Below are 25,366 nucleotides of genomic sequence, written 5' to 3'. Positions count from 1 at the left end.
GTCGGAGGGGATCGGGCCGTGGGCCTGCGGGGTGTGCGGTGTTGGTGGCGGGCCCTCTGCGCCCCACGCCTTGTCCGTGCGGTAGCTGACCGAGGCCAAGGCCGCGGCCGCCGTGACGGCGGCCGCCAACCTTCCGAACGACCGTCGGCTGATCTGGCGGTCGGCGAGGTTCGAATCTTCGGGCATGACGTTCCCTTTCAGTCACGGGTGCGAGCGTGAACAGGGGAGGTGCTCGCGCCGTGATCAGGGCCGTTATCAGTTCGTTATCGAACGTGGGCTGATAAATCCGATGTGTGAGCCAATCCGTACTTAACGCATTTTCATGTAACTTGGCACGTATATGTCTCAACGGCTTGGGCTACGTGGAGCCGGGCCTTCCGTGGGCGGCGGCCAGTTGAATGTAATGATTGGTGATTGCTATTCCGTAACGGTTATATCGATTTTCGACCGGTGTGAACGGCTTCGTAGTAGTTTCCATGTTCAAGGCCGGGGCGCACCTCACGCTCTGACCACCAACGGACTCATCCACCGTGGAATCGAGCTTGAAATGGCCCGAAGGCTTTTCTCTGAGATTTCACCGTTGACCTACAAGATTTCGGTCAAACGGCAACAGCTGCAGCGCAATGCTATTGATGCAATGGTGCGACAGTCATTCGCGAAGCAGGGCACCGGCGAAAGTCTTGGCATCAAGGTGTATTCCCACAACTCACTCATTCGTCGTCGTTTGGGAAATACTCATCCCGAGCTTCAGGAGGGTAAGGCGCGGTCGCTGTCCCTGGCCGCGCCGCATGTTGATGGGGTGGTCATCGCGCCGGGTGAGACATTCTCCTTTTGGCGCTTGGTCGGTGAGCCTCCACAGCGAAAGGGATACTTGCCGGGTCTGATGATCGAGGGTGACCATGCGGCAGTCGGTGTGGGAGGTGGGCTGTGTCAGTTCACCAATCTCCTGCACTGGATGACGTTGCACTCTTCGTTGACCATCGTGGAGCACCACCACCACAGTGGGTTGGACCTTTTCCCGGACTTCCAGCGACAGATCCCATTCGGAACGGGGACATCGATTGTTTGGAACTTCCTGGACTATCGGGTCCGGAATGATACAGATCAGACATTTCAGTTCCGAGTCCGCGTGGACGATGAATACCTCCGCGGCGAGCTGTGTTCAGATCAAGCCCTGCCGATGAAGTATCACATTCGGGAGGAAGATGCCTATTTCTACCGGGCTGCCGATCCGCGGACGGCTGCATCCACCGTGCGACGGCACAACGTGGTCATGCGAGACACCCGCGACAAGCGCACGGGCAACATTGTGAAAACGGAGCGTCCGCTCGAGAACGATGCCTTGGCCTGCTACGACCCCGACATGATCCGGGACGAGATCCTGCCCGAGAAGCCCTCGGTGTGACTCAGCGCGTGACCTCGTCCCGGCTCAGGGGTCACGGCGTCGGCATGCCACCGTTCACGTTCAACGTCTCACCGATCACGTAGCTGGATTCGGCTGACGCCAGGAACACGTACGCGGGGGCCACTTCCGTGGGCTGACCCGCACGGCCCAGGCCGGTGTCCTGCCCGAAGTTCGGCAGTTTTTCCTTCGGCTGCCCGTCGCTGACCTGCAGCGGCGTCCAGAAGGGACCCGGGGCCACGGAGTTCACCCGGATTCCGCGGGGGGCCAGCTGTTCGGCGAGGCCCTTGGTGAAGTTGTTGATCGCGGCCTTGGTGGAGGCGTAGTCCAACAGGGTCGGGGACGGCTTGTACGCCTGGATGGACGTGGAGTTGATGATCGAGGACCCGGCAGGCATGTGCTTGAGCGCAGCGCGCGTCAACCGGAACATGCTCAAGACGTTGACGTTGAAGGTGTCCTCGACCTGCTCGTCGGTCAACGCCTCCAGCCCGTCCTCCACGGCGATTTGGCGGCCGGCGTTGTTCACCAAGATGTTCAGGCCACCCAGGGCGGTGACAGCCTGATCGACCAACTCAGCGGCCGCGTCTCGGTCCGCGAGGTCACCGGGGAGGAGTTCAACCTTGCGTCCCGTGTCGGCCACGGCGTCGCGGACCCATTCGGCGTCCTCTTGTTCCGCGGGCAGGTAATTGAGGGCGATGTCGGCTCCCTCGCGTGCGAAGGCAATGGCGACGGCGGCGCCCAGGCCCGAGTCGGCCCCCGTGATGAGGGCCTTGCGACCCTCCAGGCGCCCCGTGCCGCGGTAAGAGTGTTCGCCGCGGTCCGTCTTGGGCTCGAGTGTCTTGTCCAGGCCGGGCTCCGGCTGGTCCTGTTTGGGAGGTTCGATCGCCTCGTAACGGGTCACGGGGTTCTGGAAGACCAGCTGATCGGTGGTCTCGTTGTGTGCGTCCTGGTTCGAGCTCATGAAGGCCTCCTGGTCGATTGTGGTTGCCGTGGCTCCGAAGAGCGCTCGCCACCAGCCTATTCATCAGTAGCCTGATTAAAAACCCCTCCGCCGATTTAGGGGTTGTTCCGTCTATTCGGCTCCATAGGGGGGAACAACCCCGAACTCGGCGCAGGGAGGAGGCGGAATGGGCGGGTAGCGTTGCCGAATGACCAGTGACGACCTCCGCCGCCAACTCGACGCCATCTTCAACGCGCGTGACCGCGCGAACATGGCGCCGACCATCGAAGCCTTCGAGGCTCTCCTGGCGAAGCATCCGGGCGACCCCGAAGTGCTCTTCAAGGTGGGCGGTGCCTATGACACCGCGGGTCAGGAGCAGCGGGCCTTGGAGTTCTACGAACGGGCCTTGGACGCGGGGTTGGGCGGGGACTCCCTTCGTGCGTTCTACCTGCCGTACGGGAGCACGCTCAAGAACGTCGGGCGGATCGAAGAGTCCTTGGTGGTGTTCGAGAGGGCGCGGGAGCAGTTTCCTGACGACGCCGCGCTCGTCGTCTTCCATGCGCTCACACTCCATGAATCTGGACAGCATGGTGCAGCTCTGGGGGAAGTCCTCACCATGGTGGCGGACTGCTTGGATCGCCCGGAGATCGTCCGTTATGAGCCTGCCATCCGCGGATATGCAGCAGCCCTGACGGAGCAGGCCTAAGTCCATTTCGGGGTTGTTCCGTCTATTCGGCTCCATAGGCGGAACAACCCCGAACTCGGCGTAGGGAGGTGGGGCGGGCAGGCGCCGTTAGGCTTGTAGATCGACGACCGACGGGGAGGATGAAGTGACGATTGGATTTTGGGGTGGCTTGGGGCTTCTGGTCCTGTCCTTCCTGCTGCTGACCCTGTGCGTCTTCGTCGGTATGTGGGTGATCGGCGGTGCCGGGCGCGGGGCGAACAAGCTGCGCGGAGGAAAGCGTCGGAAGTCGATCCTGTTCCCCCGGCGTCGATGACCCCGCCCGTCACCCCCACACCGCCGTCGCGGCTGGCCGGCGGCGCAGTCGCGATCCTGGCTGCTGACATGTTGGAGCCATCCGGCCATGGACTGCGCGGGAAGGTCCTGACCAACCCCAACGTGGATCTGACGTTGGCTCTCTAAGACGACCTGGCGCCGGCTGGACCAGGGTTGGACCTCCCCACGGCCGGGGCAGCTGCATGTTGGACACCGGCCGGATCCGCGTCCAACCCCCTCGACATCGGGTTACCGGCGAGGGTCAACGCGATCCTGGCCGTTGGAGATCAGGATGCTCTACTGTGCGAAGCACGGGAGTTCTCCCACCGGAATCCCGGCCGCGTAAAACTCCATGAGATCCGCGTTGCGGGTCATGGGTTCTTTGGGGGAGGGGACCCCGCATCGCGTCACGGCACTTCGCTTGTCTTGGCAGATGCCCTCGCTTTGCTGGAAACCCGTACACTTCACCAAAGCTTGAGTCGCAGGGATTGCGGGGAGGCCAAACCGTGAGCTTGACCGACTTTCACCCGCCCTACACTGCGGTCATCTTCACGAGCACCCTGGCCGGGAACGCGCCGGGGTATGAGGAGATGGCCGCTCGGATGGAAATGCTGGTCATCGACCAACCGGGCTACCTGGGTCACGAATCCGCGCGGACGCCCGGTGGCCTTGGCATCACGGTTTCCTATTGGCGTACGGCCCAAGACGCCCAGGCGTGGAAGGGCAACCACGAACACCTTCTGGCACAGTCGGCGGGTTCGCGGACGTGGTACTCGGACTACAGCGTCCGAATCGCCGTCGTCGAACGGCAGTACGACAGGTCGACGTCGCCGCACTGAAGGCTCCGCCCTTCGCCCCTGAGCATGTCCACTTGAGTGACCTGATACCTGGAAGCCAGTGAAAAGAAGCTTTTTCGGTTGGCCTTTCGGAGATCAGGGGCTCGCTCCTTGGCCAGTGATGTATTCCGTGCATTGACCGTCGTGTCAAGCGCGACTAATTTTCAGAACACCAGAGGAACTTCGGCCGGAGGAAATCTATCAACAACCCGGCGCAAGAGATATGGGGCGATGGGGTTGTGTGCGGCGGGTGAGGTCTTCAGATCTTCACTTCATTTCTTCACGAGGGAAAATTCCCGATGAAATTCGGGTCACCTCTCATGCATTGTCTCGGATTCATTTTCTGTGTTCCTGAAAGGTCGAATCGATCATGAAAACAGTCTCTTTGTCCCAGAAGCTGGCAACGGTCTCCACATGCGTGGTGATTTGCGCCAGTGGCCTGTACGCCGCCGCGACGCCTGCGAGTGCAGCGGATCCTTATCCGAACGCTCCCAACTGCGTGGTGGAATCAGACCATGTCAAGGTGAAGTCCGGCTCCACGGGTAACTCTGTCAAGGAAGCCCAGTGCTGGCTGAACAAGTACAACTACGGCCTGAGCGTGGACGGAAAGTTCGGTCCCGCGACGGACGCGGCCGTCCGTAGCTTCCAGAAGGCCCACGGTCTCACCGCCGACGGTGTCGTGGGGCCCAAGACCTGGAATGCGCTGATCTACGGGAGCAAGCCATCGCAGGACTCTCGAGCGGCGCGCGTGAACTCGGTGATCAGCTACGCGCGGTCCCAGGTGGGGGATCGATACGTGTGGGGTGCTGAGGGCCCCAATTCCTTTGACTGCTCAGGCCTGACCCTCCGTGCCTTTGAGAAGGCGGGCATCAAGCTCCCCCGGACCTCCGGTGCGCAGGCTGCTGCCTACCCGAAGGTTCCGGCGTCCCAACGTCAGCCGGGTGACCTCATGCACTACCCGGGCCACGTGGGGATTTACGTCGGCAACGGAAAGATGATCGACGCCTCGCGTTCGAAGGGAGAGGTCGTCGAACGCCCGGTGTGGGGTACCCCGACCTACCACCGGGTGATTCCCTGATCCGTCACAGCCAGCCAACCAGGCACCAATGAGAATCCGGTGTGATCGTCGTCAATGACGATCACACCGGATGCTCATGCGCGTCTTCCGTCAGCCTTTCCCGTCGAGTTCTCCGAACGTGTCCGCCACCCAGTCGGCGATGAACGTGGACACGTACGGGAAGTGGTCCAACCCGATGTGTTCGGCGCCGCCTTCCTCCCGGGTGAAGATCCGCAGCTCCCGTTTGGGGCTGTTGACGGCTTGGTCGAAGGAACGGTGCGCGTACTCGACCGGAATCTGCCGGTCGTTCTCCCCGTGGGCGATCAGGAACGGCACGCTGATCTTCTCGACCACTCCGTCCAGGTGCACGCCGTCGGCGAAGTCCAGGAAGTCCTCCAGTATCTCGCCCTCGTACCCCCAGACCCACTGCACGTGCTCCCAGTAGTGGGGGACGGGTCGCTCGCCTTCGCGTTCCTTACGACGGCGCTGGACCGCCCCCCAGTTGTGGTTGGCTCCCCAAGCGACAACCAGCGCCAGGCGCTTCTCGAAGGCCGCTGCCCGCGGGGCGTAGTACCCGCCCAGTGACCAGCCGACCAGCCCGATGCGGTCGGCGCGGACGTCGTCGCGCGTGAGCAGGTAGTCCACGCAGGCCGCCGCCCATTCCTCGGAATCGATCTGCGAGGTCAACCCCTGGAGCCTCAGTGCTTCGCCGGTCCCCGGGGTGTCGACCATGAGGGTGGAGATGCCGCGTTCGGCCAGTTCCGCGGGGTGCCCGGAGACGAACATGTGCTCCTTGGTCGAGTCCAACCCGTTGAACATGATCATCACGGGTGCGGGACCCTCAGCGGTGGCCGGCGCCTTGCTGAAATATGCGGGCAACGTGGTGTCGCGGAACGGGACCTCCACCCTGGAGACGTTCGGGTGCGCCAGCCGGAAGGAGTTCTCGGCCAGTTCCAGACAACGGCGGTAGGTGGCCAACCGCTCGGTGGAACTGTTGGACTGCATACGCTCGGCGTGGATCAGGTAGTCCAGCGCCCGGAAGTACGTCCGGTCGGCGGACGTGGTGCGCCCGGCAGTTTCCTGCTCCTCGGCCTGGGTCACCAGCTGGTCCACCAGACCGGTCCACGCCTTGAGGAAGTCTTCCGTGCCTACGTCCTCGTTGGTCGTGGCCACGTCGCGCAAGGGGCGGCACGCGCGGTCGACCTCGTCGATCTGGCCTCCGGAGTTGAGCGTGGCCACCACACTCAGGTTCCAGACGTAGTTGCCCGGGAAGTACTCGAACACGGGGCGTCCTTTCGTTGACGTTCAGGTCGGTTGTCGTCAGCCGCGACCCTGGACCGCGTAGGGGTTGAGCAGGGCTTCCTTCATCTCTTCCGACGCGCCTTCCTCCGTGGCCGTGAAACCTTCGGCCTGGGGGAAGGACTCGGTCATGGACTGCGGCATGGCGCCGTTGCGGTAGAAGTTGTTGGATCCTTGGGACGGCTTCCAGGTGTTGGCTTCCCAGTCCGGCACGTAGTTGCGGTAACCGCCGGAGTTCAGTTCCACGCGCAGTGCCGACGGCTCACGGAAGTACAGGAAGTTCTGCTCGCCGATGCCGTGGATGGAGGGTCCGTACTCCATGGGCGTCCCGTGCTCCATCAGGACATCGGCGGTGCGCAGCAGGTCCTCGTGGGTGTCCACCCAGAACGCGATGTGGTTGACGCGTCCGGCGCGCTCGGAGGTGTCCAGGACGACGCCGAGGTCGTGGGACTTCTCATTGGTCGTGAGCACCGAGAACACGGTGATGGGGGCTTCGTCCAGATCGGTGAAGGCCATGACGCGGAAGCCGAGGTTCTGCGAGTACCACTCGGCGAACCCGTGGACGTCCGAGGTGGCCACGGTGACGTGGTCCAGGAACCGCGGAGCGCACGAATGCTGACTGCGCTTCTCCGGGCGATCGGGGTAGATGGAGGCCAGCTCCTCGGGCGCCTGGTACTTCTCGACCTCCCAGACAAGGCGCATCGGGTGACCGTACGGGCCGGTGAACTCGTAGGCGCGGCCATAGCAGTAACCGCCCTCGGTCCATTCACCCGTGATCCCGGAGGCCTCGATGCGGGACGCCGCGGTTTCCAGCGCCTCCGGGGACGTGGTGCGCCACGCCATCCGGTGCAGTGAGGGTTCGTCCCCGGGCACCAGCACCAGGCTGTACGTGCTGTAGTCGCCCCAGCAGCGCAGGTACACGCGGTCATCGGCCCGGTGGACCTCCCGCATGCCGAACTTCTCGATGTAGAACGTGGCCGAGGCCTCGACGTCCGGGCAGGTGATCTCCAGGTGGCTCAGGTGAGCAAGCAGCTTCTCCACGGTGGTGGCCTTTCGACGATGTTCGGTCCACGGCGCTCCCTGCAATTCGCGGGGACTCGCGGGAGCGATGCGATGTGATTCCGAACACCATCGTGGGCGCCGCCGTCCGTCGGCGGAATCCCGTGATTCTCATATCAAGTATCGACGGCATGAATGCGTCGGGGTTGACCGGCTTCCTAGCATCGACTGCATGAATGAGATGGGTGAAGGTCGATTGCTCGACGACGTAGCGCCAAGGGTCCTCGCCGACCTCACGGGATGCGTGGTCGTGGTCACCGGGGCCAACGGTGGGCAGGGGCTGGCCGAAGCGGCCATGCTCGTCACGGCCGGGGCCCGGGTGATCGTCGGTGACCTCAAGCCCGAGCCCTCCGACGAGTTGCGGCGGGTGCTCGACGACGCCGACCGCGCCACCGGTGGAGCCGACTACGTGTGCCTGGACGTGACCTCACCCGAAGCCTGGTCCCGCGTTACCGAGGTGGCCGAAGGGAAGTACGGGCGGATCGACGGGTTGGTCAACAACGCCGGCATCACCCGGCGACCCCGTCTTCTCGAAGCCACGCCGGAGGACATGCGGGCCGTTGCGGACGTCAACGTCACGGGCGCGCTCCTGGGAATCCAGGCCTGCGCACCGCTCATGGGCCAAGGAGGATCGATCGTCAACGTCGGTTCGGTGGCAGCGCTGACGGGTCACTACCCGGTGGCGTACACCGCCAGCAAGTGGGGACTCCGCGGCCTGTCGACGGCAGCAGCCACCGAACTCGGCCCCCGCGGGATCCGCGTGAACACGGTCCACCCGGGGTTCATCGAGACTCCCATGACGGCCTCTGCGCGGCCGGAGTTCCGCGCCGCCAACCTGGCCGAGACCCCGCTGGGTCGCACCGGGACTCCGGAGGAGGTGGCCGCCGTCGTCCTCTTCCTGCTCAGTCCCGCCGCCTCCTACGTCACGGGCGCGGAGATCCCCGTGGACGGCGGGCAGTCCGCCCACGGCGGTGCCAAGTCGATCTCCGACGCGCTGCGCTGACCGGGAGGGTGGGGGAGACCCCCGGCCCGGTCAGCAGGCGCAATCACGCACCACCGTGGATCACACCGCGGCCCAGCCCCCGTCCGAGGCGAGGACCGTTCCGTTGATGTTCGCAGCGTCCTCGGAGAGCAGGAACGTGATGGGCGCGGCCAACTGCTCCGCCGTGGCGACACCCGGCATGATCACGCGGGCAGCTTCCAGGCGCTTGGACCCGAACTCCGCAATCTTCGGCTGCATGGGGATGCCCGTGGCCACCCCGCCCGGCGCCACGGCGTTCGTACGAATGCCGTCCTGGGCATACATGAACGCCATGGACTTCGTGATGCCGATGACGGCGTGCTTGGAGGCGGTGTAGGCCACCCCCGACGCGGATCCGCGCAGCCCGGCCTCCGAGGTCACGTGCACAATCGACCCGCCGCCGGTGGACAGCATCCGCTCGGTCACGGCCCGGGTCAGACGCACCAGCCCGTCCACGTTCACCGCGAAGACCTTGGCCCACATCTCGTCCGAGACCTCGTGGATCGCGGAGAAGTCGTCGTTGATACCGGCCACGTTGGCCAGGGCATCCACGCGGTCACCGGCAACCTCCAGCACGGCCTGGACCGCAGCCGGGTCGGTCAGATCTGCCGTCACGGTCACCAGCCGGTCCGTGGCAGCCGCCTCCGCGAACTGGGCGAGCCGGTCCGCGGACACGTCCGTGGCGATCACGCGTCCACCCTCGGCCAGGATCCGTTCCGCCGTCGCCCGGCCGATGCCACCGGCGGCGCCGGTGACGATCACCGTGCGCCCCTCGAACCGCTGTGACGACGGTGGAGTGGCCTCCGCTTCTTCGGGGATCTCACCGCCGTTGGCCGCGCGGACGAGTTGGTCCACCGCTTCCTTTGGCATTTGGCCCTGCGACAGTTGGACGAGCTGCTGCAACGGGAGGGACATGGCCGGTCCCAGCGAGTCCTCGGACGAGCCCGCCTGGGCCAGTAGTCCGCGCAGTGCCGGTCCGCCCGTGGGGTGATCGAGCCATTCCCGGATGCTGTTGCGGCCCGTGATGGCAGTGGTGTTCTGGTTCATGACAGCTCCTTCGCTGATGACGACTCGCGGGTGGATCCTTCACGTCCCATGGTGGCAACCCGATGGGCCTGCAGTCCCGGGGTGGACGGGGATTGTCCCGGGATCCGGGCGGAATCCGGGCCGCGGTCAGTGGGCGGCGATGGTCACCGGGTGGGCTGCGAGTCCCTCGCCCGACAGGTGGGTGGAGGCCCGTTGGATCACGGAACGCAACCACAGATTGGCGGGATCGGTGGACTTCAGGGGATGCCAGAACATGCCCTCCACCAGGGGGACCTCCAAGTCCGGATCAAACCCGACCGCCGTGATGGACAGGGTCTGCACGGGCCGGGTGGCCAACATGCGGGGCACTGCCGCCACCAGGTCGGTCCTTTCCACGATCGCGGGCAGCCCCTGCAACCCGGCCACTCTGGCGGCGACGACCGGGGCCTGCCCCATCTGCTCGAAGAACCGCATGGGCGGGGTCACGATCGATCCACCGAACTCACCGACGGCGTGCGGCGCGGAGGCGATGTCGGCGACAGTCAGCCGCTCCGAAGCCAACAACGGATTGCTGCTGTCCATGACGATCACGAACTCGTCCCGGAACAGCTGCCGTGAACTACCGTCCAGGTCAAAACCCATGGGGCCGATCACCACGTCCACGCTGGCGAAGGTCTCCAGACCCGGCTTTAACCGGGCCCGCGACGTCGGCACGAAGTCCACGGTCACTCCCGGAGCCTCAGCCCCGATGAGTGCCCGGAGGTGACGGATCAGGATGCCCGTGACGTAGTCGGAAGCGGCGAGCACGAAGGTGCGGTCGCTCGATGCGGGATCGAATTCCGCGCGGAGCTGGAGAGCGTCCTGGATGTCGGTCAGCGCCTGGTCCACGCGCGGCACCAAGGCCCGCGCGAACGGCGTCAACTCGTAGCTGCGACCGGAGCGCACCAGCAGTTCGTCGTTGAAGTGTCGGCGCAACCGGGAGAGCGCGGCACTCATCGCCGGTTGACTCAGGTGCATCCGCTCGGCAGCGCGTGACACGTTGCGCAGTTCCAGCAGCGCCTGCAGCGGGGGCAGTAGATTGAGATCCACGTCCTTCATGTCTGAATTATGGTCATCCGCTGCTCATTGGTCGCCCACCGGCGGTGCGCTGCGGCCCCGTGTACGGGCCGGGGAAGCAGGTGGGAACGTGTCGCCTCGACGAGGCCCCACCGCGTTCTCGATCCGGCCGATGCCTTGCACCTCCAGGGCCACCACGTCCCCTTCCACCAGGGGCGGCGGTGTCAGGTCGCCCGCCCTTCCCCAGAGTTCGGCCAGGCAACCTCGACCGCAGGTTCCCGAGCCCAGGAGATCACCGGGAACCACCACGGAATCCTGCGACGCGTAGGCCACCAGCTCGGCCAGAGGCCACCCCATGTTGGCCAGCGAGTCGGTTCCCAGGGCTTGGCCGTTGACGGAGGCGGTCATGGCCAGGTGCAGGAAGCCGTCGTCGTCGTGACGGTCCGTGAATTCGTCGGCGGTCACGATCCACGGCCCCAAAGTGGAGGCGAAGTCTTTGCCCTTGCAGGGCCCCAGACGAACCTTCATCTCCCGGGCTTGGACGTCGCGGGCGGACCAGTCGTTGAAGATCGTGTAGCCGAAGATCATGCGGTGGGCGTCCGTGGGTTCCAGGTTCCGGCCGTCCAGACCCTCCGCGGCACCGATGACGACCGCCACCTCCGTCTCGAAATCCATCCTCTGGCACCCGCTGGGCACCGGAATGACCTCACCGGTGGCGCGCACGGTGTGCGGGTTGGTGAAGTAGAACGTGGGTGCCTGGTACCACTCGGGCACCACCTCACTGGCGCCGTCGACGCTGGCGGTGACTCCCTCCACGTGCTCCTCGAAAGCCACGAAGTCGCGGATGGACCGGGGCTGTATGGGGGACAGCAGGGTGACCTGTTCCAGGGACGGCGCCTCCTGGGTGTCCGTGGCCAAAACCCGCTCCGCCACCTCGAGGGTGGCCTCCAGTCCCATGTCCACCAGGTCCTGGACGTCCAGCGCCTCCGGCAGGTCGATGCAACGGCCTCCTGCACGAACCCCGCGTGATCAGTGCCTTCAAAGCTCCATCGAGCAATCTTGACCATCGATCACACCGGAACCCGGACGGTGGAATCCACCTCGTGCATGAGACCCGGCACGTCGCCGTCGCGTTTGCCGTCCAGCATCCACTGGCCCAGCTGTACGGAGTTCTCCACCACCACGCGGGCTCTCGGTACTCGCTGGTCCCTGAAGGAGCGGAAGCTCTCTTCGTCGAAGGTGTCTGCGGCAATGATTTCGCGGGCCAGGACGGCGGCGTCCTCGATGGCCATGGCTGCCCCTTGCGCAATGGTGGGCGGGCAACTGTGGGCGGCGTCGCCGATCAGCACCACTCGTCCGCGGTGCCAGTCACCCTCGATCAGGTGTTGGGTGAAGTGGGTGTAGTTCACCCGTGCGTCGTTCTTGATGTGCTCTCGGATCTCCACCCACGGTCCGCCGTAGCCGGCTGCGAGCTCGGCCATGATTTCGGGACCCTCCGTGAGGTCACGTTCCTGGGCGGCCTCCACCAGGTAGGCGTACATCATGGAATCACCCGTGGGGCAGTACCCCGCGATGAACGCAGGGCCCCCGTAGTACAGATCCGTGCGGACCACTTCCTCGGGCCGGGGGACGAAGGTGCGCCAGATCCCCATCCCCGTGGGCTCGGGCCGTTCGGTGATGCCGATGGCTTCCCGCACGGTGGAGTTCAGGCCGTCGGCACCGATCACCACGTCATACGTGTACGTGGTGCCGTCCTCGGCCGTGACCTGGACCGATTCGGGGTCCTGCTCCACCTCGACGACCTTGGTCCCGTAGCGGAACGTCACGCCCGCTTCTTCGGCCTTACGACGCACGATCTCGTTGAGTTCCGGACGGTAGATCCCGATGGTGGCCGGGAGGTCGTCCCCGCCGACCCGCATGTCATCCATCACCACCAGGACCGTCGCGTCCGGCCCCGGTGCCCGCAGCGCGAGATCGTTGAACGCGTAGCCGTGTTCCAGCAGTTCGTCGAGCACATCGAGTTCGCGCAGCACGCGCACGGCATTGCCCGGAGGGTCAACCCGGAACCGAGTGCGGAGGGCCCTGAGGCCTGTTCCAGAATGTCGACGGCGATCCCGGCCCTGGCCAACATGGTGGCCAGGGTCAGGCCGCCCATGCCGGTTCCGACGATGCCAATTCGCTGAGCTGCTGGCATGGTGATCTCCTTGAGAATGTGACGAGTGAGTGCGTGGTCAGAGGATGGCCACGGGGTTGACGGGGGATCCCACGGCGCCGGTCACGGGCAGGGGAGGGGCGCTGAGCAGGAAGTCGTAGCGGTTGAGTTCCGCGCACCGCTGTCCGAGCGCCTCGAGGTTCCACATCTCTCCGATGTAGAGCCCCATGTTGGGAATGACGATCTGGTGCAGGGGCTGGAAGGCGTCGGCGAACTCGTTCGGGCGGACCTCGAAACCCCACGTGTCGGTGGCGACGGCGGCGATGTCGCGCTCGTGCAGCCACGGCGCGGTGGTGAAGGACAATCCGGGGGCGGGCCCGCCTGCGTAGTCCCCCCATCCGTCCCGGCGGGTGCGCCCGTACTGGCCGGTGCGCACCAGCAGTATGTCTCCGTCGCGGACCTCCACACCCTGGGCGGCAGCGACGGCGTCGAGGTGTTCGGGGGTGATGGCGAACCCGTCCGGCAACTCAGGGTGCTCCGCCCCGAGCTCGGGCTGGAAGTGACGGTCGACGTCTAGCAGGACCCCGCGGCCCACGATCTGGTCGGCAGCGGTCTCGATTCCCGTGACCTGGTCGCCCTCGCTGGTCACCACGGATCCGGCGCGCCGTCCGTTCCACGCGCGGCCGTGGTCGAAGATGTGCCCCAACCCGTCCCACTGGGTCGAGCACTGCAAGGGCATGGCAATGACGTCGTCGGCGCCGCCGAACCCGTGCGGGAAGCCCTGGTCACCGAACTCCGCCTCCGTGCCCGTGTCCGTCATGGTGTGCACGGGATTGGTGCGGCGCCGCCACCCGTTCTGTGGGCCGTTGGTGTCGAAGGCCTGGGCCAGGGAGATCACCTCGCCGGTGCTCACCAGCCCGGCCGCCTGGACGCGGTGGCCGGCGGTGATGAGGTTCAGCGTGCCGAGCACGTCGTCCTCGCCCCATCGGCCCCAGTTGCTGCATCGTGCGGCCATGTCCTTGATGCTGCCCAGGGCATCCGTGCGATCCATGTGGCCTCCTTGGTCATGACTGTGACTGCAGTCACTCTTCCGCCGTCGGTGGGGAATCGGAAGCGATGGCTGCGAATGACAGCTATCGGTCCCGTGAATAGTCCCTACGGGGAGGGGTCTCCGGTGGCCCGCTCGTGGGGGCATCAGCCCGGGCTATGGGAGGTATTCGGTCTAGTTGTTTCCCAGGCTGCACCGATGGCCTTCACTGTGAACCACATCACTCCAGCGCGGGGCTGTCCTCAAGCCCGCGTACGGACCCGGACCATCCGAGGGGATCCCATGGTGAACGCAGCACCTCAGACCAGCAGTTCCAGACCAACCGACCCGTCGGCGGGAGAGGCCGACGCCGGAAAACTCCCTGTGGTTCTCCTTCTGGCTGGAAGTTGCATGCCCGTCATGGGATCGGTGCTCCTGGCCCCGGTCCTGCCCACCATGTCGAAGGCCTTTGCAAGCACACCGGGCTCCGAGATCCTGGTGCCGGTGGTGCTGACCGCTCCGGCCCTGGTCATTGCGCTGCTCGCCCCGCTTGCGGGCGAGATCGCCGACCGGGTGGGACGGAAGACGCTCCTGGTGGTGAGCATGGTCCTGTACTCGATCTTCGGGACCGCGCCGTTGTGGCTGGACTCCCTGCACGCCATCGTGGCGTCACGCGTGGGTGTGGGCATCGCGGAGGCGGCGATCATGACCGTGTGCACCACGCTGATCACCGACTACTACTCGGGGAAGAAACGGGATCAATACCTGGGGATGCAGGTCATGATGGCCACCTTTGCGGCCACTGCGTTCTTTGCCCTGGGCGGGGCGCTCGGTGCACAGAGTTGGCGAGCCCCGTTCTGGTTGTACGTTTCCGCGGTGATCATCGCGGTCCCCATGGCGTTCGTCCTGTGGGAGCCGCAGAAGAACACTGACAAGGCCAAGGCGGTGGCCGTCCCGTGGGCGCAGATTCTGGTCCCGGCTTCCGTCACGTTGTTCGCCGGCGTGGTGTTCTACGCCCTGATCGTGCAACTGCCGTACGTTCTCACGGGACTGGGAGTCACCAGCGTGGGCATCGTGGGAGCGGGCTCCGCTCTCGCATCGTTGGCGACGGCGGTCGGCGCGGTCTCCTTCCGGTTCACCGCACACCATGGTCCCGGCAAGCTCCTGCCCGTGGCGTTCGGGCTCTCAGGCGTGGGGTTGGTTCTGATCTGGTTCTCGTCCTCGATCGTGATGGCCATGGTGGGGGCCGTGATCACCAGTGCCGGTACCGGCCTGCTGCTTCCCACGTTGCTGACTTGGGCGGTCTCCGGTCTGAAGCTGGAGCAGCGCGGACGCGGCACCGGGATCTGGACGGGGTGCCTCTACGTGGGACAGTTCCTCTCGCCGATTCTGCTCACCATCGGTGCAGGCGTCCTCGGTGGTCTGCCGGTGGCCTTGGGGGTCCTGGGTTGCCTGTCCCTGGTGGCCGCGGGCTTCACAGCACTGACGCGCCCGGACAAGCACTCCCCGCTGCACTGACGGTTCAGACGCCTGGATAGGAGTCCAGGTGCCAGAGGTTCCCGTCGAAGTCGACCACGGCCACACTTCGGCCGCCGTGATCCGGGGTGCGGATCGGTCCGTCCTGGGTGGCTCCGGCCGCAAGGGCTCGGGCCAGAACGGCATCGACGTCGTCGTCGCTCGGAAGCACCAGGTTGGTGGTGGCGTGGCCGTGGCCGACCGAATCGTCGTCGGGTCGTACGGACCCGAACATGATCCCGCCGTTGTCGCGCCACTGGAACTGGGCATGGACCACGCCGTCGGGGTCCTGGTCGTCACGAACCAGCAGGCGTTCCTGGAACCCGATGGCCGAGAAGAACGCAATCGCGCGGTTCGCGTCGGTGAAGCGGAGGCATTGGAAGAGCTGTGGAGTAGTCATGACGCCAGCATGGTCACTGTCCGGGTAAAGGTTCTTGAACATTTGGGAACTCCGCCAGTGACACCTTGGGAGGGACATCGGCGAATCCGGACCATTCGCGGGTCAGATGGGCCTGATCGGCGTAGCCCGCGGTGTGGGCCACCGTGGCCAGTGGAAGGCCGGATTCAGCCAGCCGGCGGGCCTCCTGGAACCGCGCCAGGCGCCGGAGCTCGGAAGGGGTCAGGCCGTATTCGGACCGGAACCGATTGAGCAGATGGCGCCGCGACCAACCGGTCTCACGGGCTGCCTGGTCAACGGTGGCCGACGAACCGTGGGTGAGCAGGTGCCACGCCCGTTGTAGTTCCGGGCTAGCCGGGGCGTCAATTGTGTGGCTGAGGCGCCCCATGAAGTACTCGGTCAGGAACCTGAACCGGGAGGGCCAGTCCAGGTCTGACATCCGCTCGTGAGTTTCGCGGAGGCACTGCCCAGCCTGCGCACCGGACACAATCTCCCCGGAAAGCGCACCGATGGGCATCTCCAGGAAGGCCCGTGATCCCAGCGGCGTCAGGCTCACCTGGATGCCGTGCTGCGATCCGTGGGTGGGTATCAGGGCCGGGCGGGTGTGCAAACCGGCCACCAGCACCCACATCTGGGTGGTTGCCGCCAGATCCCACCCCGCATCCACCGGGTGGTCGAACTGGAAGATCAAGGTCATGTTCGTGGACGGCAGGCCGTGGTGAATCAGCTGGTCGGGAAGGGTGTAGTCGTATCCCTCCCAGCGGGAGATGTACTGCCGTAACGGCCCCGGGACCTGCGGTCGGTAGGAGGGCATGTGACGATCATCGCCGCGCAGGGGCGATCCGCCAAGGGCTCATGGTTGAGCCGTCGGAGCGTTGCGCAATAGTGAGTCCATGGACCTCACCCCGGTACGCACCGTGTACGACGCCGCCGCCCCCACCTACGACGTACTTCTTCCCGATCTGCGCATCGAGCAGCCGGTGGACCGGACCATGATTCGAGCCTTCTGCGACGAGGTGTTGGACACGTCCGATCACACGGTCCTGGACGCGGGCTGCGGTGCGGGGCGGATGATTCCCGAGCTGAAGGATCGTGGCCTGCGGCCTCGGGGCGTGGACCTGTCGAGCGGAATGATCGAACGGGCACGTCGTCGGGAACCGGAGGTGGACTTCCGGGTGGCCGACCTCCGGGCGCTGCCGTACGCGGACGACTCCTTCGGCGGGGTGATCGCCTGGTACTCGCTGATCCACTTCGACTACCCGGCGCTCGCGGAGGCTCTGACCGAGCTGGCCCGGGTCACCAAGCCCGGCGGCGTACTGTTGACGGGCTTCCAGGTGGGGTCCGGACTTCGAGAGATCTCCAACGCCTACGGAACCCGGAGCGAGATGACCGCCTGGCTCTACTCGCCTGAGGAGATCGGCTCCGTGGCCACGGCCGCAGGGTGGACGACGACGGCGACCGCCCGCCGCGAACCTGTCATGGAACCCCACCCGCAGGGTTTCGTGCTGGCGCGCAAGGGTGAGTGACCGGGGGTTCCCGTCGCATTGCAGTTCATCTGGCGGAGCGACTGCTCGCGTTTGTCACATGAATTTCACTGAATCAGCATCCTGAACACTAGTGTTATGCACATCACACAAGGTGCGAATGCTCTGAGAACAGGAGACCCCTATGGAGGTTGCGGAGAGGCTGGCGGCTCTGGCCAAGAAGGTTGAGAGTCAGAGATCCACCATTGAGACCGAAGAAGCCACCAAGAACGCCTTCATCATGCCGTTCATTGCGACGGTGTTGGGGTACGACGTCTTCAATCCTCACGAAGTGACTCCCGAATTCACGGCCGACGTCGGCGTGAAGAAGGGCGAAAAGATCGACTACGCGATCATGCACGGTGGTGCCGTGCAGATGTTGATCGAGTGCAAGCACATCGGCGCTCCGCTCAAGCTCGAACATGCGTCGCAGCTGTTTCGATACTTCGCGGTCACCAACGCGAGAATCGCTGTCTTGACCAATGGCCAGATCTACGAGTTCTACACGGACCTGGATCAACCCAACCGGATGGATGAGAAGCCGTTCCTGGTCCTCGATGTGCTGGATGTTGACAGCGTGCTCATCCCCGAGCTGGAGAAGCTCACCAAGGACGTCTTCGACCTGGACTCCATCATCAATGCGGCTGGAGAACTGAAGTACATCGGCCAGCTCAAGCGCCTCATCGCAGCGGAGTTCAAGGAACCGAGTGTGGAGTACGTGCGCTATTTCGCCACAAAGGTGTACGACGGACAGTTCAATCAGAAGGCCCGCGAACAGTTCATTCCACTGGTGAAGAAGGCAGGCCGCCAGTTCCTCACCGATCAGGTCAACGCAAGGTTGAGCACCGCGCTCGGCGCGGGTTCCAGTGAAGACGTCACGGAGGCCAATCAGGCAGAACTGACCAGCCAGGCAGCTGCGGAGAACGAACTCAGCGATACCGCAGGTGAGGACATCGTCACCACAATGGAGGAGGTCGAGGGCTTCCAGATCGTGCGGGCCATCGTGTGTGAGCACCTGGCTCCGGTGCGGGTCGTGTACCGCGATGCAAAGTCCTATTGCGCCATCCTGGTGGACGACAACAACCGGAAGCCCCTGGCGCGTCTCCACTTCAATCGGAAGCAGAAATACATCGGTTTGTTCGACGAGAACAAGAAGGAAACCAGGGAGCCCATCGAGAATCTCGTCGACATCTACAACTATGCGGAGAGCCTGCGAGCCCTGGCGCGAAGCTATGTGTGAGCCGGGTGGGACGCCTCGTCGCCACGTTGACTCGTGAGTCACACGGGGAGAGGGCGCGGAATAGGGACCCGACCGGCGGTCGTTGGTGCCAGTGAACGCCACCGACCGAGTGCTTTTCACCTGGAGGTTCTGACCTTGCCCACCCTGTTCGATCCCCTGACTGTCGGAGACTTGGAACTGCGCAACCGCGTGGCCATGGCGCCGTTGACCCGTTCCCGTGCGGAAGAGGACGGCGTGCCCACGGATCTGCACGTCAAGTACTACGCACAACGCGCGGGGGCCGGTCTGGTCGTGACCGAAGGAGTCTTCCCGGCCTTCACCAACCGTGCGTTCGTGGGTCAGCCGGGCATCGTGACCGACGAGCAGCAAGCCGGTTGGAAGCGGGTCGCGGACGCAGTGCACCAGCACGGCGGAACCATCGTCATGCAGATCATGCACGCAGGCCACGTGACCCACCCGGGTCTGACCCGCGGTGCTCAGCCGGAAGCACCCGGTGCCACCAAGCCCCACAACGGGCAGATCCGCACCTACGACGGCAAGCAGGACGCCGTCGAGGCGCGAGCCCTGACCGGTGAGGACCTGGCCCGCGTCAAGGACGAGTTCGTCACCGCAGCCCGACGCGCCGTGGACGCCGGGATGGACGGCGTGGAACTGCACAACGCCAACGGGTACCTGCTGCACGAGTTCTTGAGCCCGGTCACCAATCAGCGCACCGACGAGTACGGAGGATCGCCTGAGGCCCGCGCGAAATTCGGCATCGAACTCGTGCACGCGGTGGCCGCGGAAATCGGGGCCGGACGCACGGCCCTGCGGATCTCGCCCGAGCACAACATCCAGGGTGTCCCGGAGACTGATCGGGCTGACGTGCTGGCCACCTACGGTGCGTTGATCGAGGGCATAAAGGACCTTGGCCTGGCGTACCTGTCCGTGCTCTACGCCGACATCGACGGCGACCTGGTCGCAGAGCTGCGTAACCGCTTCGGCGGCGCCTTCTTCCTCAACAGCGGGTTCGGCGTCACCACGGGACGTGCCGAGGCCGAGCACGTCGTGGAAGACGGGGTGGCCGACGCCGTCGTCGTGGGCCGTGCGCTGATTGCCAACCCGGACCTGGTCACGCGCTGGCGCGACGGTCTGCCGGAGAACGAACCCAACCCGAAGACCTTCTACACGCCCGGCCCCAGGGGCTACACGGACTACCCCTTTGCCACTGAGCCTGCGGAGGTGGCCTCCGTCTGAGGCGCGGAGACCCCTACTTCTGCGCCTTCTGCAGGAACTCGAGGGCCAGCGGACCGCCCGTGACGGCCCCGAGCTCGCCCTCCTCCACGAAGACGGAGATCGCCAGGTCTTCGTGCGCTGCGATGATCCAGGCGTGGGTCTTGGGCGGGTCGTCGTTGCCGTACTCGGCGGTGCCGGTCTTGCCGATGGCCGTGTCCGGTTCCAAGGCCTGCAGGTTGTCCATGTAGCCGGTGGCCACCACCTCGCGCATGCCCGTGCGTAGTTCCTTCGCTTCCTCCTCGGTCAGTGGCTCCGACGGGGAGGCGGTCGAGGACGGGTCGTCGTCGGTCACCAGGATCGGGGCCACGGTGTGCCCGGCCACCACGGAGGCCATGATCGTGGCCAGGGACAAGGGGGAGACAAGGGTGCGGCCTTGGCCGAACAACGCGGCCGCGTGCGCCGCACCGGTTTCCTCGTCCGGGATGGAGCCGCTGAAGGCATCGATCCCCAGGTTGTACTCCTGACCCAGCCCCAGCGAGTGTGCGGCGGTGGCCAAAGCGCCCTGATCCACGCGGTCGTGCTGGGAGATGAACGCCGTGTTGCACGAATGGGCCAGTGCGTCCTTGATGGGGATGTCCCCGATGAAGTCGGTCGAATACCCCGGGGCGTTGCCGAACTGGGCACCGTCCACCGTGATCGTGGTGCTGCAGTTGACATTGCTGTCCATCGTGTCGCCCAGGCGCACCATGGCAAGCGAGGTGACCACCTTGAACGTGGACCCGGGCGCGTACTGACCTTGGGCCGCGGTGGGATAGCCCTGGGACCCGCTGCCGTCCGCCAACGCCAGGATGTGCCCGTCGGAGGGCCTGATGGCCACGATGGCCGACGGCGATTCCACGTCCTCCAGGATCTTCTCCGCCGCTTCCTGCAGGTCGGGGTCCAACGTGATGTGCAGGTCTTCCCCGTTGGTGGGGTCGGACTCGAACACGGTGCGTGCCGTCGCACCCTTCGGGGTGCCGTCCGTGTTGAGCGGGGTGATGTTGATGTTCATCCCGTTGCGACCGGACATCTTGTCGTTGAAGGAAGCCTGCAGACCACCCTGGCCGATCTGGTCGCCCGCCGTGAGCTTCCCGTCCGACTTCTCGATGTCCTCCGCCGTGACATCCGCGACCCGGCCGAGCGTGCTGACGGCGAACGTGCTGGTGGGCGCCAACGCCATGGTGTCCGGGGCGGCCGTGAACCCCGGAATGGACTGCGTGGCGGAGGAGTCCAGCTCCCGGTAGGCGTCCTCCCGCAGCGTGATCGCCGGAACGGTCTGGTTCTCACCCGCACCGTTGACGGTGTCCACGTACGTGTCCACGTCGATGTCCACGACGGCGGCCAACTCCCGCGCCGCGGATTCCTTCTGGTCCTCGGGGATCTGGCTCAGATCCAGTCCCACCCGGTACACGGGGCGTTGGGCAACGATCACCTTGTCCTCGGCGCCGACAATGCTGCCGCGTTCCGCAGGGGTCCTGGTCAGGGCCAGGCCCTCGCCGTCTTCGAGCGACGGCTCGATGATCGTGGGGGACCAGACGGGCTGCCAGTTCTCGTCCCCGTCGGAGTGCATGGTCACCGTGGTGTCGTAGCTCCAGGTGTCTTCGACGTCGGGCAGCGTCCAGGTCCAGGTGAACGTGGCCTCGCGGTTGCCGTCGTCGGTTATCTCGCCCATCTCCCCGACCTCGACCGTCCACGTGGCATCGGGCACGTTGGCGACGATCCGATCGAAAGCCTCCTGCGCGTCCGATCCGGTGGCGCCGTCGAATTCGATCCCGGACACGTCCCGGTCGGTGAGTGCCTGGGCCAGCGCCTGAGCTTCGTCACTGCCGCGACCCCCGTTGACCAGGCCGCAACCGGCCGTCAGGAGCATGAAGGCTCCGGCCCCGACCCCACCCAGCAGCGTGCGACGGTTCAGGATTCCGAAGGTCACGGGACTCTGGGGGCGGGGGGAAGTCATCTGCGGCCTTCCTGTTCGACGGCGATGGGCGTTGACCGGCTGATGTGAATAGATGCTAGGTCAACCGGCTGGATTCACCCCGTGCCGTCCGCCGCCGTCGACTGTGAGTCATCCGCCCCTCACGGCCGGTGAGACAGGTACTCGCCCAGCACCGCCGACCCCAGGTCGTCGACCGCCGGTGCCACCACCCGTCCGTCTACGCGGCGGGCCATCGCGCCCAGGAACCGCTCCAGGCCCGAGTCATCGCCCAGCCGGAAGAACGTGGTCTGGGCGCCGAACCGGGCCACCTTGTCCAACTGCGCGACCGTCAGATTCAACGTGTGCTGACCCGTGGGCCAGTCGAAGTACGCGTCCCCGTCGGGCAGCAGGTGGGCGGTGGGCTCCCCGTCCGTCACAACCAACAGGACCGGTTGCATGGACGGGTGACGGCGGAAGAACTTGTCCGCCAGCAGTAGCCCGTGATGCAGGTTGGTGCCTTGCTCGTGGACCGGGGGCAGGGCGGTCAGTTCCTCGGCGTCCAGACTGTGCGCCCACCGCCCGAAGGAGATCAGCTCCAGCGCATCACCCCTGAACCGGGTGGACACCAGGTGGTGCAGCGCCAGGGCGGTCTGTTTCATGGGCAGCCAGCGGCCTTCGGCGGCCATCGAGAACGACGTGTCCACCAGCAGCGCCACGGCCGCCTGGGTGCGGGCCTCGGTCTCCTGGACCTCCACGTCGTCCACCCGCAACCTGAGGCCGTTGCCCGTGGAGCCCTCTTCGGCCACCGTCCGCTGGACGGCGTTGGTGATCGTGCGGGTGACGTCCCAGGGTTCGACGTCGCCGAACTCCCACTGCCGCGTGGCGCCCGTGGGCTCACCCGCGGCGCCCGCCATCCGGGTGTCTCGCGCCCCGGTGCGGCCGCTGAGTTGCCGTGCGGCGTCCTGCATCAGGGACTTCCCGAGCCGCCGAACTGCCTTGGGGGAGAGCTTGAGGGAACCGTCTGAGGCCCGCTGCAGCAGGCCCGAGTCCCGCAAGGCGCGTTCGAGTTCCGCGAGCGTTCGGGCATCCACCGCGGCGTCGTCACCGAGCTGGCGGGCCAGGGTCTCGACGTCGATGTCGTCCAGTCCCGCGCCCTGGTGGTTCTGGGCCAGCTGTTCGGCCAATGCGTCCAGATCGGCGATGTCCTGCAGCAGGCCCGTGCCGTCGCCGAGCCCCATGCCCTCCTGCCCGCCGAACTCCTCCGAACCGGACCAGTCCTCACCCGGGCGCAACGCCTGAAGATTGGCGTCCAGTTGGCCGAGCTGCGCCATGAGTTCGGGCGAGCCGAAGGCCTGGGCGGAGAGCTGCATCAGTTCCTGCCGCTGCTCCGCGGTCATGGAGTTCATCATGCGCTGGGCTGCCGCCGAGCGCTGTGCCATGGCGTCGATCAGCTCGTCCACGGACTGGGGATCCTCCGGGAAGAACTCCCCGTGCTTGTCCATGAAGTCCCGGAAGTCCTGGTCTGTGTCCTCACCCCGGGCGTGCTTGGCCAGCAGCTCGTTGAGGTCGGTGAGCATCTCCCCGATGCGCTCGCGGTCCTGGTCCGTGGCGTTCTCCAGGGCCTCTTTCATCCCGGCGAAGCGCTGGTCAAGGACCTCACGCCCCAGCAGGTCCTTGATCTGTTCGTAGGATTCCTTGGCGCTCTGGGAGGCCCAGTCGTAGTCGGCCAGTTCACTCACGGCCGCCGCCGTCGACGACGGCAACCCGTCCAACCGCATCTCCCGGAACTGCCGGTCCGTGGGATCCATCCGCGCGTCACGCAGGAACTGTTCGCGTTCCAGGCGCAGCGCGTTGTCCAGGAGCTTCTTGACCTCGTCCAACGTGCCGCCCAACTTGTGGCGGTTGAGCAGGTCCTGCCGACGTTGATTCACCCGCCGCGAGAGGTCGTCCAGCCCGCGCTGGTTCCGGCCCCCGCGGCGGAGGAACTCGCGCAGCGCCTCCCGCGGGGAGTAGCCCTCCATGACGTCGCGCCCGATCGCATCCAGCGCCTCCGTCAGGTCGACGGGTGGCGCCAACGGATCCGGGCCGCCCGTGTAGCGGCCGTACCGGCTGTAGTGGCGGTGCTTGGCCATGGCGACCCTTCTTCCTGGCTGGTGTACCTGGTGCTCTCCCGCGGGACAGGGGCAGGTCAGCCGTAAATCGTGCCGTCCGTGTCGGCGTCCTTGGAGATCTTCTGGGACAGGAACAGGGCTTCCAGGGCGAGTTCGATCGCGTTGGCCCGTTCACCGACCGAGATGGCGTTGACCGCCGCGGCCAGGTGGTCGTACAGGTCGCCGTCGTTACCTTCTTGCGTGCCGTCGTACTCGGGGTCCAGCGGCGGCAGCCCGTCCAGGAACTGTTGGGCGGGCACGTCCCCGCCGGTGCTGACCGTGACGGTGCCGTCCAGGGCTTCGATGAGCGGTCCCAGGTCGATTCCGCGGAAGCAGGACTGCACGGTTTCCATGGTGGCTCGGCGCAGGAGGTGTTCCAGGACGGCGATCTCGCGGCCTTCCTCCCCGGACTCGAACTCGATCTTGCCGGCCAGGACTTCCACGGCCGCCTCGACGTCGACCAGTCGGGCCACGGCCTGGTCCTCTCCGTGGACGGTGGCGCGGCGCAAGGCGGAGGCCGCCGTCGTTTCGGCACCGGCGATCGAAAAGCGTGCCGAAACCCCCGATCGCTGGTCAACGGCGGAGGACTCGCGCAGCAGGCGCGTGTACCGGGCCAGGATTTCCAGCAGCGTGTCCGGGACCTCGGCCACCAGGTCGGCTTCCTGGCGGATGACTGCGATTTCGTCGGCGAGTTCGATGGGGTAATGCGTTCGGATCTCGGCGCCGAAGCGGTCCTTGAGCGGGGTGATGATGCGGCCGCGGTTGGTGTAGTCCTCGGGGTTGGCGGAGGCGACCACCAGCACGTCCAGCGGCAGTCTCAGGACGTAGCCGCGGATCTGGACATCGCGCTCCTCCATGACGTTGAGCATGGACACCTGGATGCGTTCGGCCAGGTCAGGCAGTTCGTTGATGGCCACCACGCCGCGATGCGCACGGGGGATCAGACCGTAGTGGATGGTCTCCGGGTCACCCAGGCGTCGGCCCTCGGCCACGCGGATGGGGTCGATGTCACCGATCAGGTCGGCCACGGATGTGTCCGGGGTGGCCAGCTTCTCGACGTAGCGCTCGTCCCTGTGGCGCCACGTGATCGGGAGGCTGTCACCCTCCGTCTCGATACGGGTGCGGGTGGCCTCCGTGATCGGGTCGTCGGGGTGTTCGTGGAGTTCCGAGCCCTCGACCTCCGGAGACCATTCGTCCAGCAGGCCCACGAGTGTGCGCAGCAGGCGAGTCTTGCCTTGGCCGCGTTCGCCCAGCAGGACGACGTCGTGCCCGGCGATCAGCGCCCGCTCCACTTGAGGCAGAACGGTGTCACTCAGGCCGTGCAGGCCGGGCCACGGGTCCCGGCCCTCGGCCAGCGCGGACAGGAGGTTCTCGCGGATTTCTTGGCGAAGAGGGCGGTGGTTGTACCCCGCCGCGCGTAGTCCGCCAAGGGTGTTGATCTCAGGGCGCTCAGTCACGGTTTCAACGCTAGACCTGCTGCCCGTGCCCGACCAGCCCGGT

26 protein-coding genes are annotated in these 25,366 nt (G+C 65.7%); 11 read left to right on the top strand and 15 right to left on the bottom strand.

Going from position 1 to position 25,366, the window contains the following annotated elements; all coding sequences use genetic code 11:
* The coding region (locus GWK18_RS12920; protein ID WP_209280921.1) for a hypothetical protein at window positions 1–186 on the bottom strand (186 nt) is incomplete at its 3' end.
* Between the two features lie 394 nt (window positions 187–580).
* Here GWK18_RS12920 and GWK18_RS09005 point away from each other — a divergent pair.
* A complete protein-coding gene (locus GWK18_RS09005; RefSeq protein ID WP_245193115.1) occupies window positions 581–1,405 on the top strand; it encodes a VanW family protein in 825 nt (274 codons plus the stop codon).
* Between the two features lie 31 nt (window positions 1,406–1,436).
* Here GWK18_RS09005 and GWK18_RS09000 read toward each other — a convergent pair whose 3' ends face one another.
* Complete coding sequence (locus GWK18_RS09000) at window positions 1,437–2,363, bottom strand: SDR family oxidoreductase (RefSeq protein ID WP_123824422.1); 927 nt, start codon at window positions 2,361–2,363, stop codon at window positions 1,437–1,439.
* Window positions 2,364–2,550: 187 nt separating this feature from the next.
* Here GWK18_RS09000 and GWK18_RS08995 point away from each other — a divergent pair, with 187 nt between their 5' ends.
* The 5 genes from GWK18_RS08995 (at window position 2,551) to GWK18_RS08975 (ending at window position 5,253) form a co-directional block, all read left to right on the top strand.
* Window positions 2,551–3,048: a tetratricopeptide repeat protein gene (locus GWK18_RS08995; RefSeq protein WP_166834726.1), complete on the top strand. Its 498-nt coding sequence runs from the start codon at window positions 2,551–2,553 to the stop codon at window positions 3,046–3,048.
* Window positions 3,049–3,172: 124 nt separating this feature from the next.
* Window positions 3,173–3,340 (top strand): hypothetical protein, encoded by a 168-nt coding sequence (locus tag GWK18_RS08990; RefSeq protein WP_158609484.1) that lies wholly within the window; start codon window positions 3,173–3,175, stop codon window positions 3,338–3,340.
* Window positions 3,337–3,486 (top strand): hypothetical protein, encoded by a 150-nt coding sequence (locus GWK18_RS08985; protein WP_166834724.1) that lies wholly within the window; start codon window positions 3,337–3,339, stop codon window positions 3,484–3,486. Before GWK18_RS08990 ends, GWK18_RS08985 begins: the two co-directional genes overlap by 4 nt.
* A gap of 359 nt (window positions 3,487–3,845) precedes the next feature.
* Window positions 3,846–4,178 (top strand): antibiotic biosynthesis monooxygenase, encoded by a 333-nt coding sequence (locus GWK18_RS08980; RefSeq protein ID WP_166834722.1) that lies wholly within the window; start codon window positions 3,846–3,848, stop codon window positions 4,176–4,178.
* A 367-nt stretch (window positions 4,179–4,545) separates the two neighbouring features.
* Window positions 4,546–5,253, top strand: a complete 708-nt coding sequence (locus GWK18_RS08975) for a peptidoglycan-binding domain-containing protein (protein WP_166834720.1) — start codon at window positions 4,546–4,548, stop codon at window positions 5,251–5,253.
* 90 nt (window positions 5,254–5,343) lie between these two features.
* Here the strand turns inward: GWK18_RS08975 and GWK18_RS08970 are convergent, their stop codons facing one another.
* Together GWK18_RS08970 and GWK18_RS08965 are read right to left on the bottom strand one after the other, a co-directional pair.
* Entirely contained in the window at window positions 5,344–6,516 is a 1,173-nt protein-coding gene (locus GWK18_RS08970) for an alpha/beta fold hydrolase (RefSeq protein WP_166834718.1), read from the bottom strand.
* Window positions 6,517–6,552: 36 nt separating this feature from the next.
* Window positions 6,553–7,572 (bottom strand): VOC family protein, encoded by a 1,020-nt coding sequence (locus tag GWK18_RS08965; RefSeq protein WP_123824427.1) that lies wholly within the window; start codon window positions 7,570–7,572, stop codon window positions 6,553–6,555.
* 190 nt (window positions 7,573–7,762) lie between these two features.
* Between GWK18_RS08965 and GWK18_RS08960 the strand changes: the two genes are divergently transcribed.
* Entirely contained in the window at window positions 7,763–8,593 is an 831-nt protein-coding gene (locus GWK18_RS08960) for an SDR family NAD(P)-dependent oxidoreductase (RefSeq protein WP_166834716.1), read from the top strand.
* Between the two features lie 60 nt (window positions 8,594–8,653).
* Here the strand turns inward: GWK18_RS08960 and GWK18_RS08955 are convergent, their stop codons facing one another.
* The 6 genes from GWK18_RS08955 to GWK18_RS08935 all read right to left on the bottom strand — a co-directional run bounded on the left by GWK18_RS08955 (window position 8,654) and on the right by GWK18_RS08935 (window position 13,896).
* Window positions 8,654–9,658 carry an SDR family oxidoreductase gene (locus tag GWK18_RS08955; protein WP_166834714.1) on the bottom strand — a complete coding sequence of 335 codons (1,005 nt, stop codon included), beginning with the start codon at window positions 9,656–9,658 and terminating at the stop codon, window positions 8,654–8,656.
* A gap of 126 nt (window positions 9,659–9,784) precedes the next feature.
* On the bottom strand, window positions 9,785–10,735 hold the full coding sequence (locus GWK18_RS08950; RefSeq protein WP_166834712.1) for a LysR family transcriptional regulator: 951 nt from the start codon (window positions 10,733–10,735) through the stop codon (window positions 9,785–9,787).
* A 24-nt stretch (window positions 10,736–10,759) separates the two neighbouring features.
* The gene (locus GWK18_RS08945; RefSeq protein ID WP_245193114.1) at window positions 10,760–11,650 is read right to left on the bottom strand and encodes a fumarylacetoacetate hydrolase family protein; all 891 of its coding nucleotides are present in this window, start codon (window positions 11,648–11,650) and stop codon (window positions 10,760–10,762) included.
* Between the two features lie 113 nt (window positions 11,651–11,763).
* Entirely contained in the window at window positions 11,764–12,732 is a 969-nt protein-coding gene (locus GWK18_RS08940) for an FAD-dependent monooxygenase (protein ID WP_348535909.1), read from the bottom strand.
* On the bottom strand, window positions 12,621–12,887 hold the full coding sequence (locus tag GWK18_RS13465) for an NAD(P)-binding protein (RefSeq protein ID WP_348535908.1): 267 nt from the start codon (window positions 12,885–12,887) through the stop codon (window positions 12,621–12,623). The genes GWK18_RS08940 and GWK18_RS13465 overlap by 112 nt, the downstream gene beginning before the upstream one ends.
* A 37-nt stretch (window positions 12,888–12,924) precedes the next feature.
* Complete coding sequence (locus tag GWK18_RS08935) at window positions 12,925–13,896, bottom strand: cyclase family protein (RefSeq protein WP_166834709.1); 972 nt, start codon at window positions 13,894–13,896, stop codon at window positions 12,925–12,927.
* 387 nt (window positions 13,897–14,283) lie between these two features.
* Between GWK18_RS08935 and GWK18_RS08930 the strand changes: the two genes are divergently transcribed.
* Window positions 14,284–15,390: an MFS transporter gene (locus tag GWK18_RS08930; protein WP_233568654.1), complete on the top strand. Its 1,107-nt coding sequence runs from the start codon at window positions 14,284–14,286 to the stop codon at window positions 15,388–15,390.
* A 4-nt stretch (window positions 15,391–15,394) separates the two neighbouring features.
* Here the strand turns inward: GWK18_RS08930 and GWK18_RS08925 are convergent, their stop codons facing one another.
* Together GWK18_RS08925 and GWK18_RS08920 are read right to left on the bottom strand one after the other, a co-directional pair.
* Window positions 15,395–15,787, bottom strand: coding sequence for a VOC family protein (locus GWK18_RS08925; protein WP_166834707.1), 393 nt, complete (start codon window positions 15,785–15,787; stop codon window positions 15,395–15,397).
* A 13-nt stretch (window positions 15,788–15,800) separates the two neighbouring features.
* Entirely contained in the window at window positions 15,801–16,598 is a 798-nt protein-coding gene (locus GWK18_RS08920; RefSeq protein ID WP_123824435.1) for an AraC family transcriptional regulator, read from the bottom strand.
* A gap of 79 nt (window positions 16,599–16,677) precedes the next feature.
* On the opposite strand from GWK18_RS08920, the gene GWK18_RS08915 reads away from it, so the two are divergent.
* From GWK18_RS08915 to GWK18_RS08905, 3 genes are all read left to right on the top strand, one after another.
* Window positions 16,678–17,310 carry a class I SAM-dependent methyltransferase gene (locus tag GWK18_RS08915; protein ID WP_166834705.1) on the top strand — a complete coding sequence of 211 codons (633 nt, stop codon included), beginning with the start codon at window positions 16,678–16,680 and terminating at the stop codon, window positions 17,308–17,310.
* Window positions 17,311–17,452: 142 nt separating this feature from the next.
* Window positions 17,453–18,547 (top strand): type I restriction enzyme HsdR N-terminal domain-containing protein, encoded by a 1,095-nt coding sequence (locus GWK18_RS08910; RefSeq protein WP_166834703.1) that lies wholly within the window; start codon window positions 17,453–17,455, stop codon window positions 18,545–18,547.
* Window positions 18,548–18,682: 135 nt separating this feature from the next.
* Window positions 18,683–19,783 (top strand): alkene reductase, encoded by a 1,101-nt coding sequence (locus GWK18_RS08905; RefSeq protein ID WP_166834701.1) that lies wholly within the window; start codon window positions 18,683–18,685, stop codon window positions 19,781–19,783.
* A gap of 13 nt (window positions 19,784–19,796) precedes the next feature.
* Here the strand turns inward: GWK18_RS08905 and GWK18_RS08900 are convergent, their stop codons facing one another.
* The 3 genes from GWK18_RS08900 to GWK18_RS08890 form a co-directional block, all read right to left on the bottom strand.
* Window positions 19,797–21,758 carry a penicillin-binding transpeptidase domain-containing protein gene (locus GWK18_RS08900; protein ID WP_166834699.1) on the bottom strand — a complete coding sequence of 654 codons (1,962 nt, stop codon included), beginning with the start codon at window positions 21,756–21,758 and terminating at the stop codon, window positions 19,797–19,799.
* A gap of 119 nt (window positions 21,759–21,877) precedes the next feature.
* A complete protein-coding gene (locus tag GWK18_RS08895; RefSeq protein WP_166834697.1) occupies window positions 21,878–23,848 on the bottom strand; it encodes a VWA domain-containing protein in 1,971 nt (656 codons plus the stop codon).
* 56 nt (window positions 23,849–23,904) lie between these two features.
* The gene (locus GWK18_RS08890; protein ID WP_166834695.1) at window positions 23,905–25,323 is read right to left on the bottom strand and encodes a sigma 54-interacting transcriptional regulator; all 1,419 of its coding nucleotides are present in this window, start codon (window positions 25,321–25,323) and stop codon (window positions 23,905–23,907) included.
* Window positions 25,324–25,366: the final 43 nt, after the last annotated feature.

It is taken from the genome of Kocuria sp. JC486 (assembly GCF_011602805.1).
Taxonomy (GTDB): domain Bacteria; phylum Actinomycetota; class Actinomycetes; order Actinomycetales; family Micrococcaceae; genus Kocuria; species Kocuria soli.
Note: the sequence above shows the minus strand (reverse complement) of the source record. Positions and strands in the feature narration are given on the sequence as shown.

Bases quoted from the DNA above. Each gene is read 5' to 3' on its own strand.
- GWK18_RS08895 (WP_166834697.1), bottom strand. From the start codon at position 23,848: ATGGCCAAGCACCGCCACTACAGCCGGTACGGCCGCTACACGGGCGGC.
- GWK18_RS09000 (WP_123824422.1), bottom strand. From the start codon at position 2,363: ATGAGCTCGAACCAGGACGCACACAACGAGACCACCGATCAGCTGGTC.
- GWK18_RS08920 (WP_123824435.1), bottom strand. From the start codon at position 16,598: ATGCCCTCCTACCGACCGCAGGTCCCGGGGCCGTTACGGCAGTACATC.
- GWK18_RS08900 (WP_166834699.1), bottom strand. From the start codon at position 21,758: ATGACTTCCCCCCGCCCCCAGAGTCCCGTGACCTTCGGAATCCTGAAC.
- GWK18_RS08935 (WP_166834709.1), bottom strand. From the start codon at position 13,896: ATGGATCGCACGGATGCCCTGGGCAGCATCAAGGACATGGCCGCACGA.
- GWK18_RS08950 (WP_166834712.1), bottom strand. From the start codon at position 10,735: ATGAAGGACGTGGATCTCAATCTACTGCCCCCGCTGCAGGCGCTGCTG.
- GWK18_RS08915 (WP_166834705.1), top strand. From the start codon at position 16,678: ATGGACCTCACCCCGGTACGCACCGTGTACGACGCCGCCGCCCCCACC.
- GWK18_RS08985 (WP_166834724.1), top strand. From the start codon at position 3,337: ATGACCCCGCCCGTCACCCCCACACCGCCGTCGCGGCTGGCCGGCGGC.
- GWK18_RS08910 (WP_166834703.1), top strand. From the start codon at position 17,453: ATGGAGGTTGCGGAGAGGCTGGCGGCTCTGGCCAAGAAGGTTGAGAGT.
- GWK18_RS08995 (WP_166834726.1), top strand. From the start codon at position 2,551: ATGACCAGTGACGACCTCCGCCGCCAACTCGACGCCATCTTCAACGCG.
- GWK18_RS08955 (WP_166834714.1), bottom strand. From the start codon at position 9,658: ATGAACCAGAACACCACTGCCATCACGGGCCGCAACAGCATCCGGGAA.
- GWK18_RS08960 (WP_166834716.1), top strand. From the start codon at position 7,763: ATGAATGAGATGGGTGAAGGTCGATTGCTCGACGACGTAGCGCCAAGG.
- GWK18_RS13465 (WP_348535908.1), bottom strand. From the start codon at position 12,887: ATGCCAGCAGCTCAGCGAATTGGCATCGTCGGAACCGGCATGGGCGGC.
- GWK18_RS08925 (WP_166834707.1), bottom strand. From the start codon at position 15,787: ATGACTACTCCACAGCTCTTCCAATGCCTCCGCTTCACCGACGCGAAC.
- GWK18_RS08945 (WP_245193114.1), bottom strand. From the start codon at position 11,650: ATGGGACTGGAGGCCACCCTCGAGGTGGCGGAGCGGGTTTTGGCCACG.
- GWK18_RS08930 (WP_233568654.1), top strand. From the start codon at position 14,284: ATGCCCGTCATGGGATCGGTGCTCCTGGCCCCGGTCCTGCCCACCATG.
- GWK18_RS08975 (WP_166834720.1), top strand. From the start codon at position 4,546: ATGAAAACAGTCTCTTTGTCCCAGAAGCTGGCAACGGTCTCCACATGC.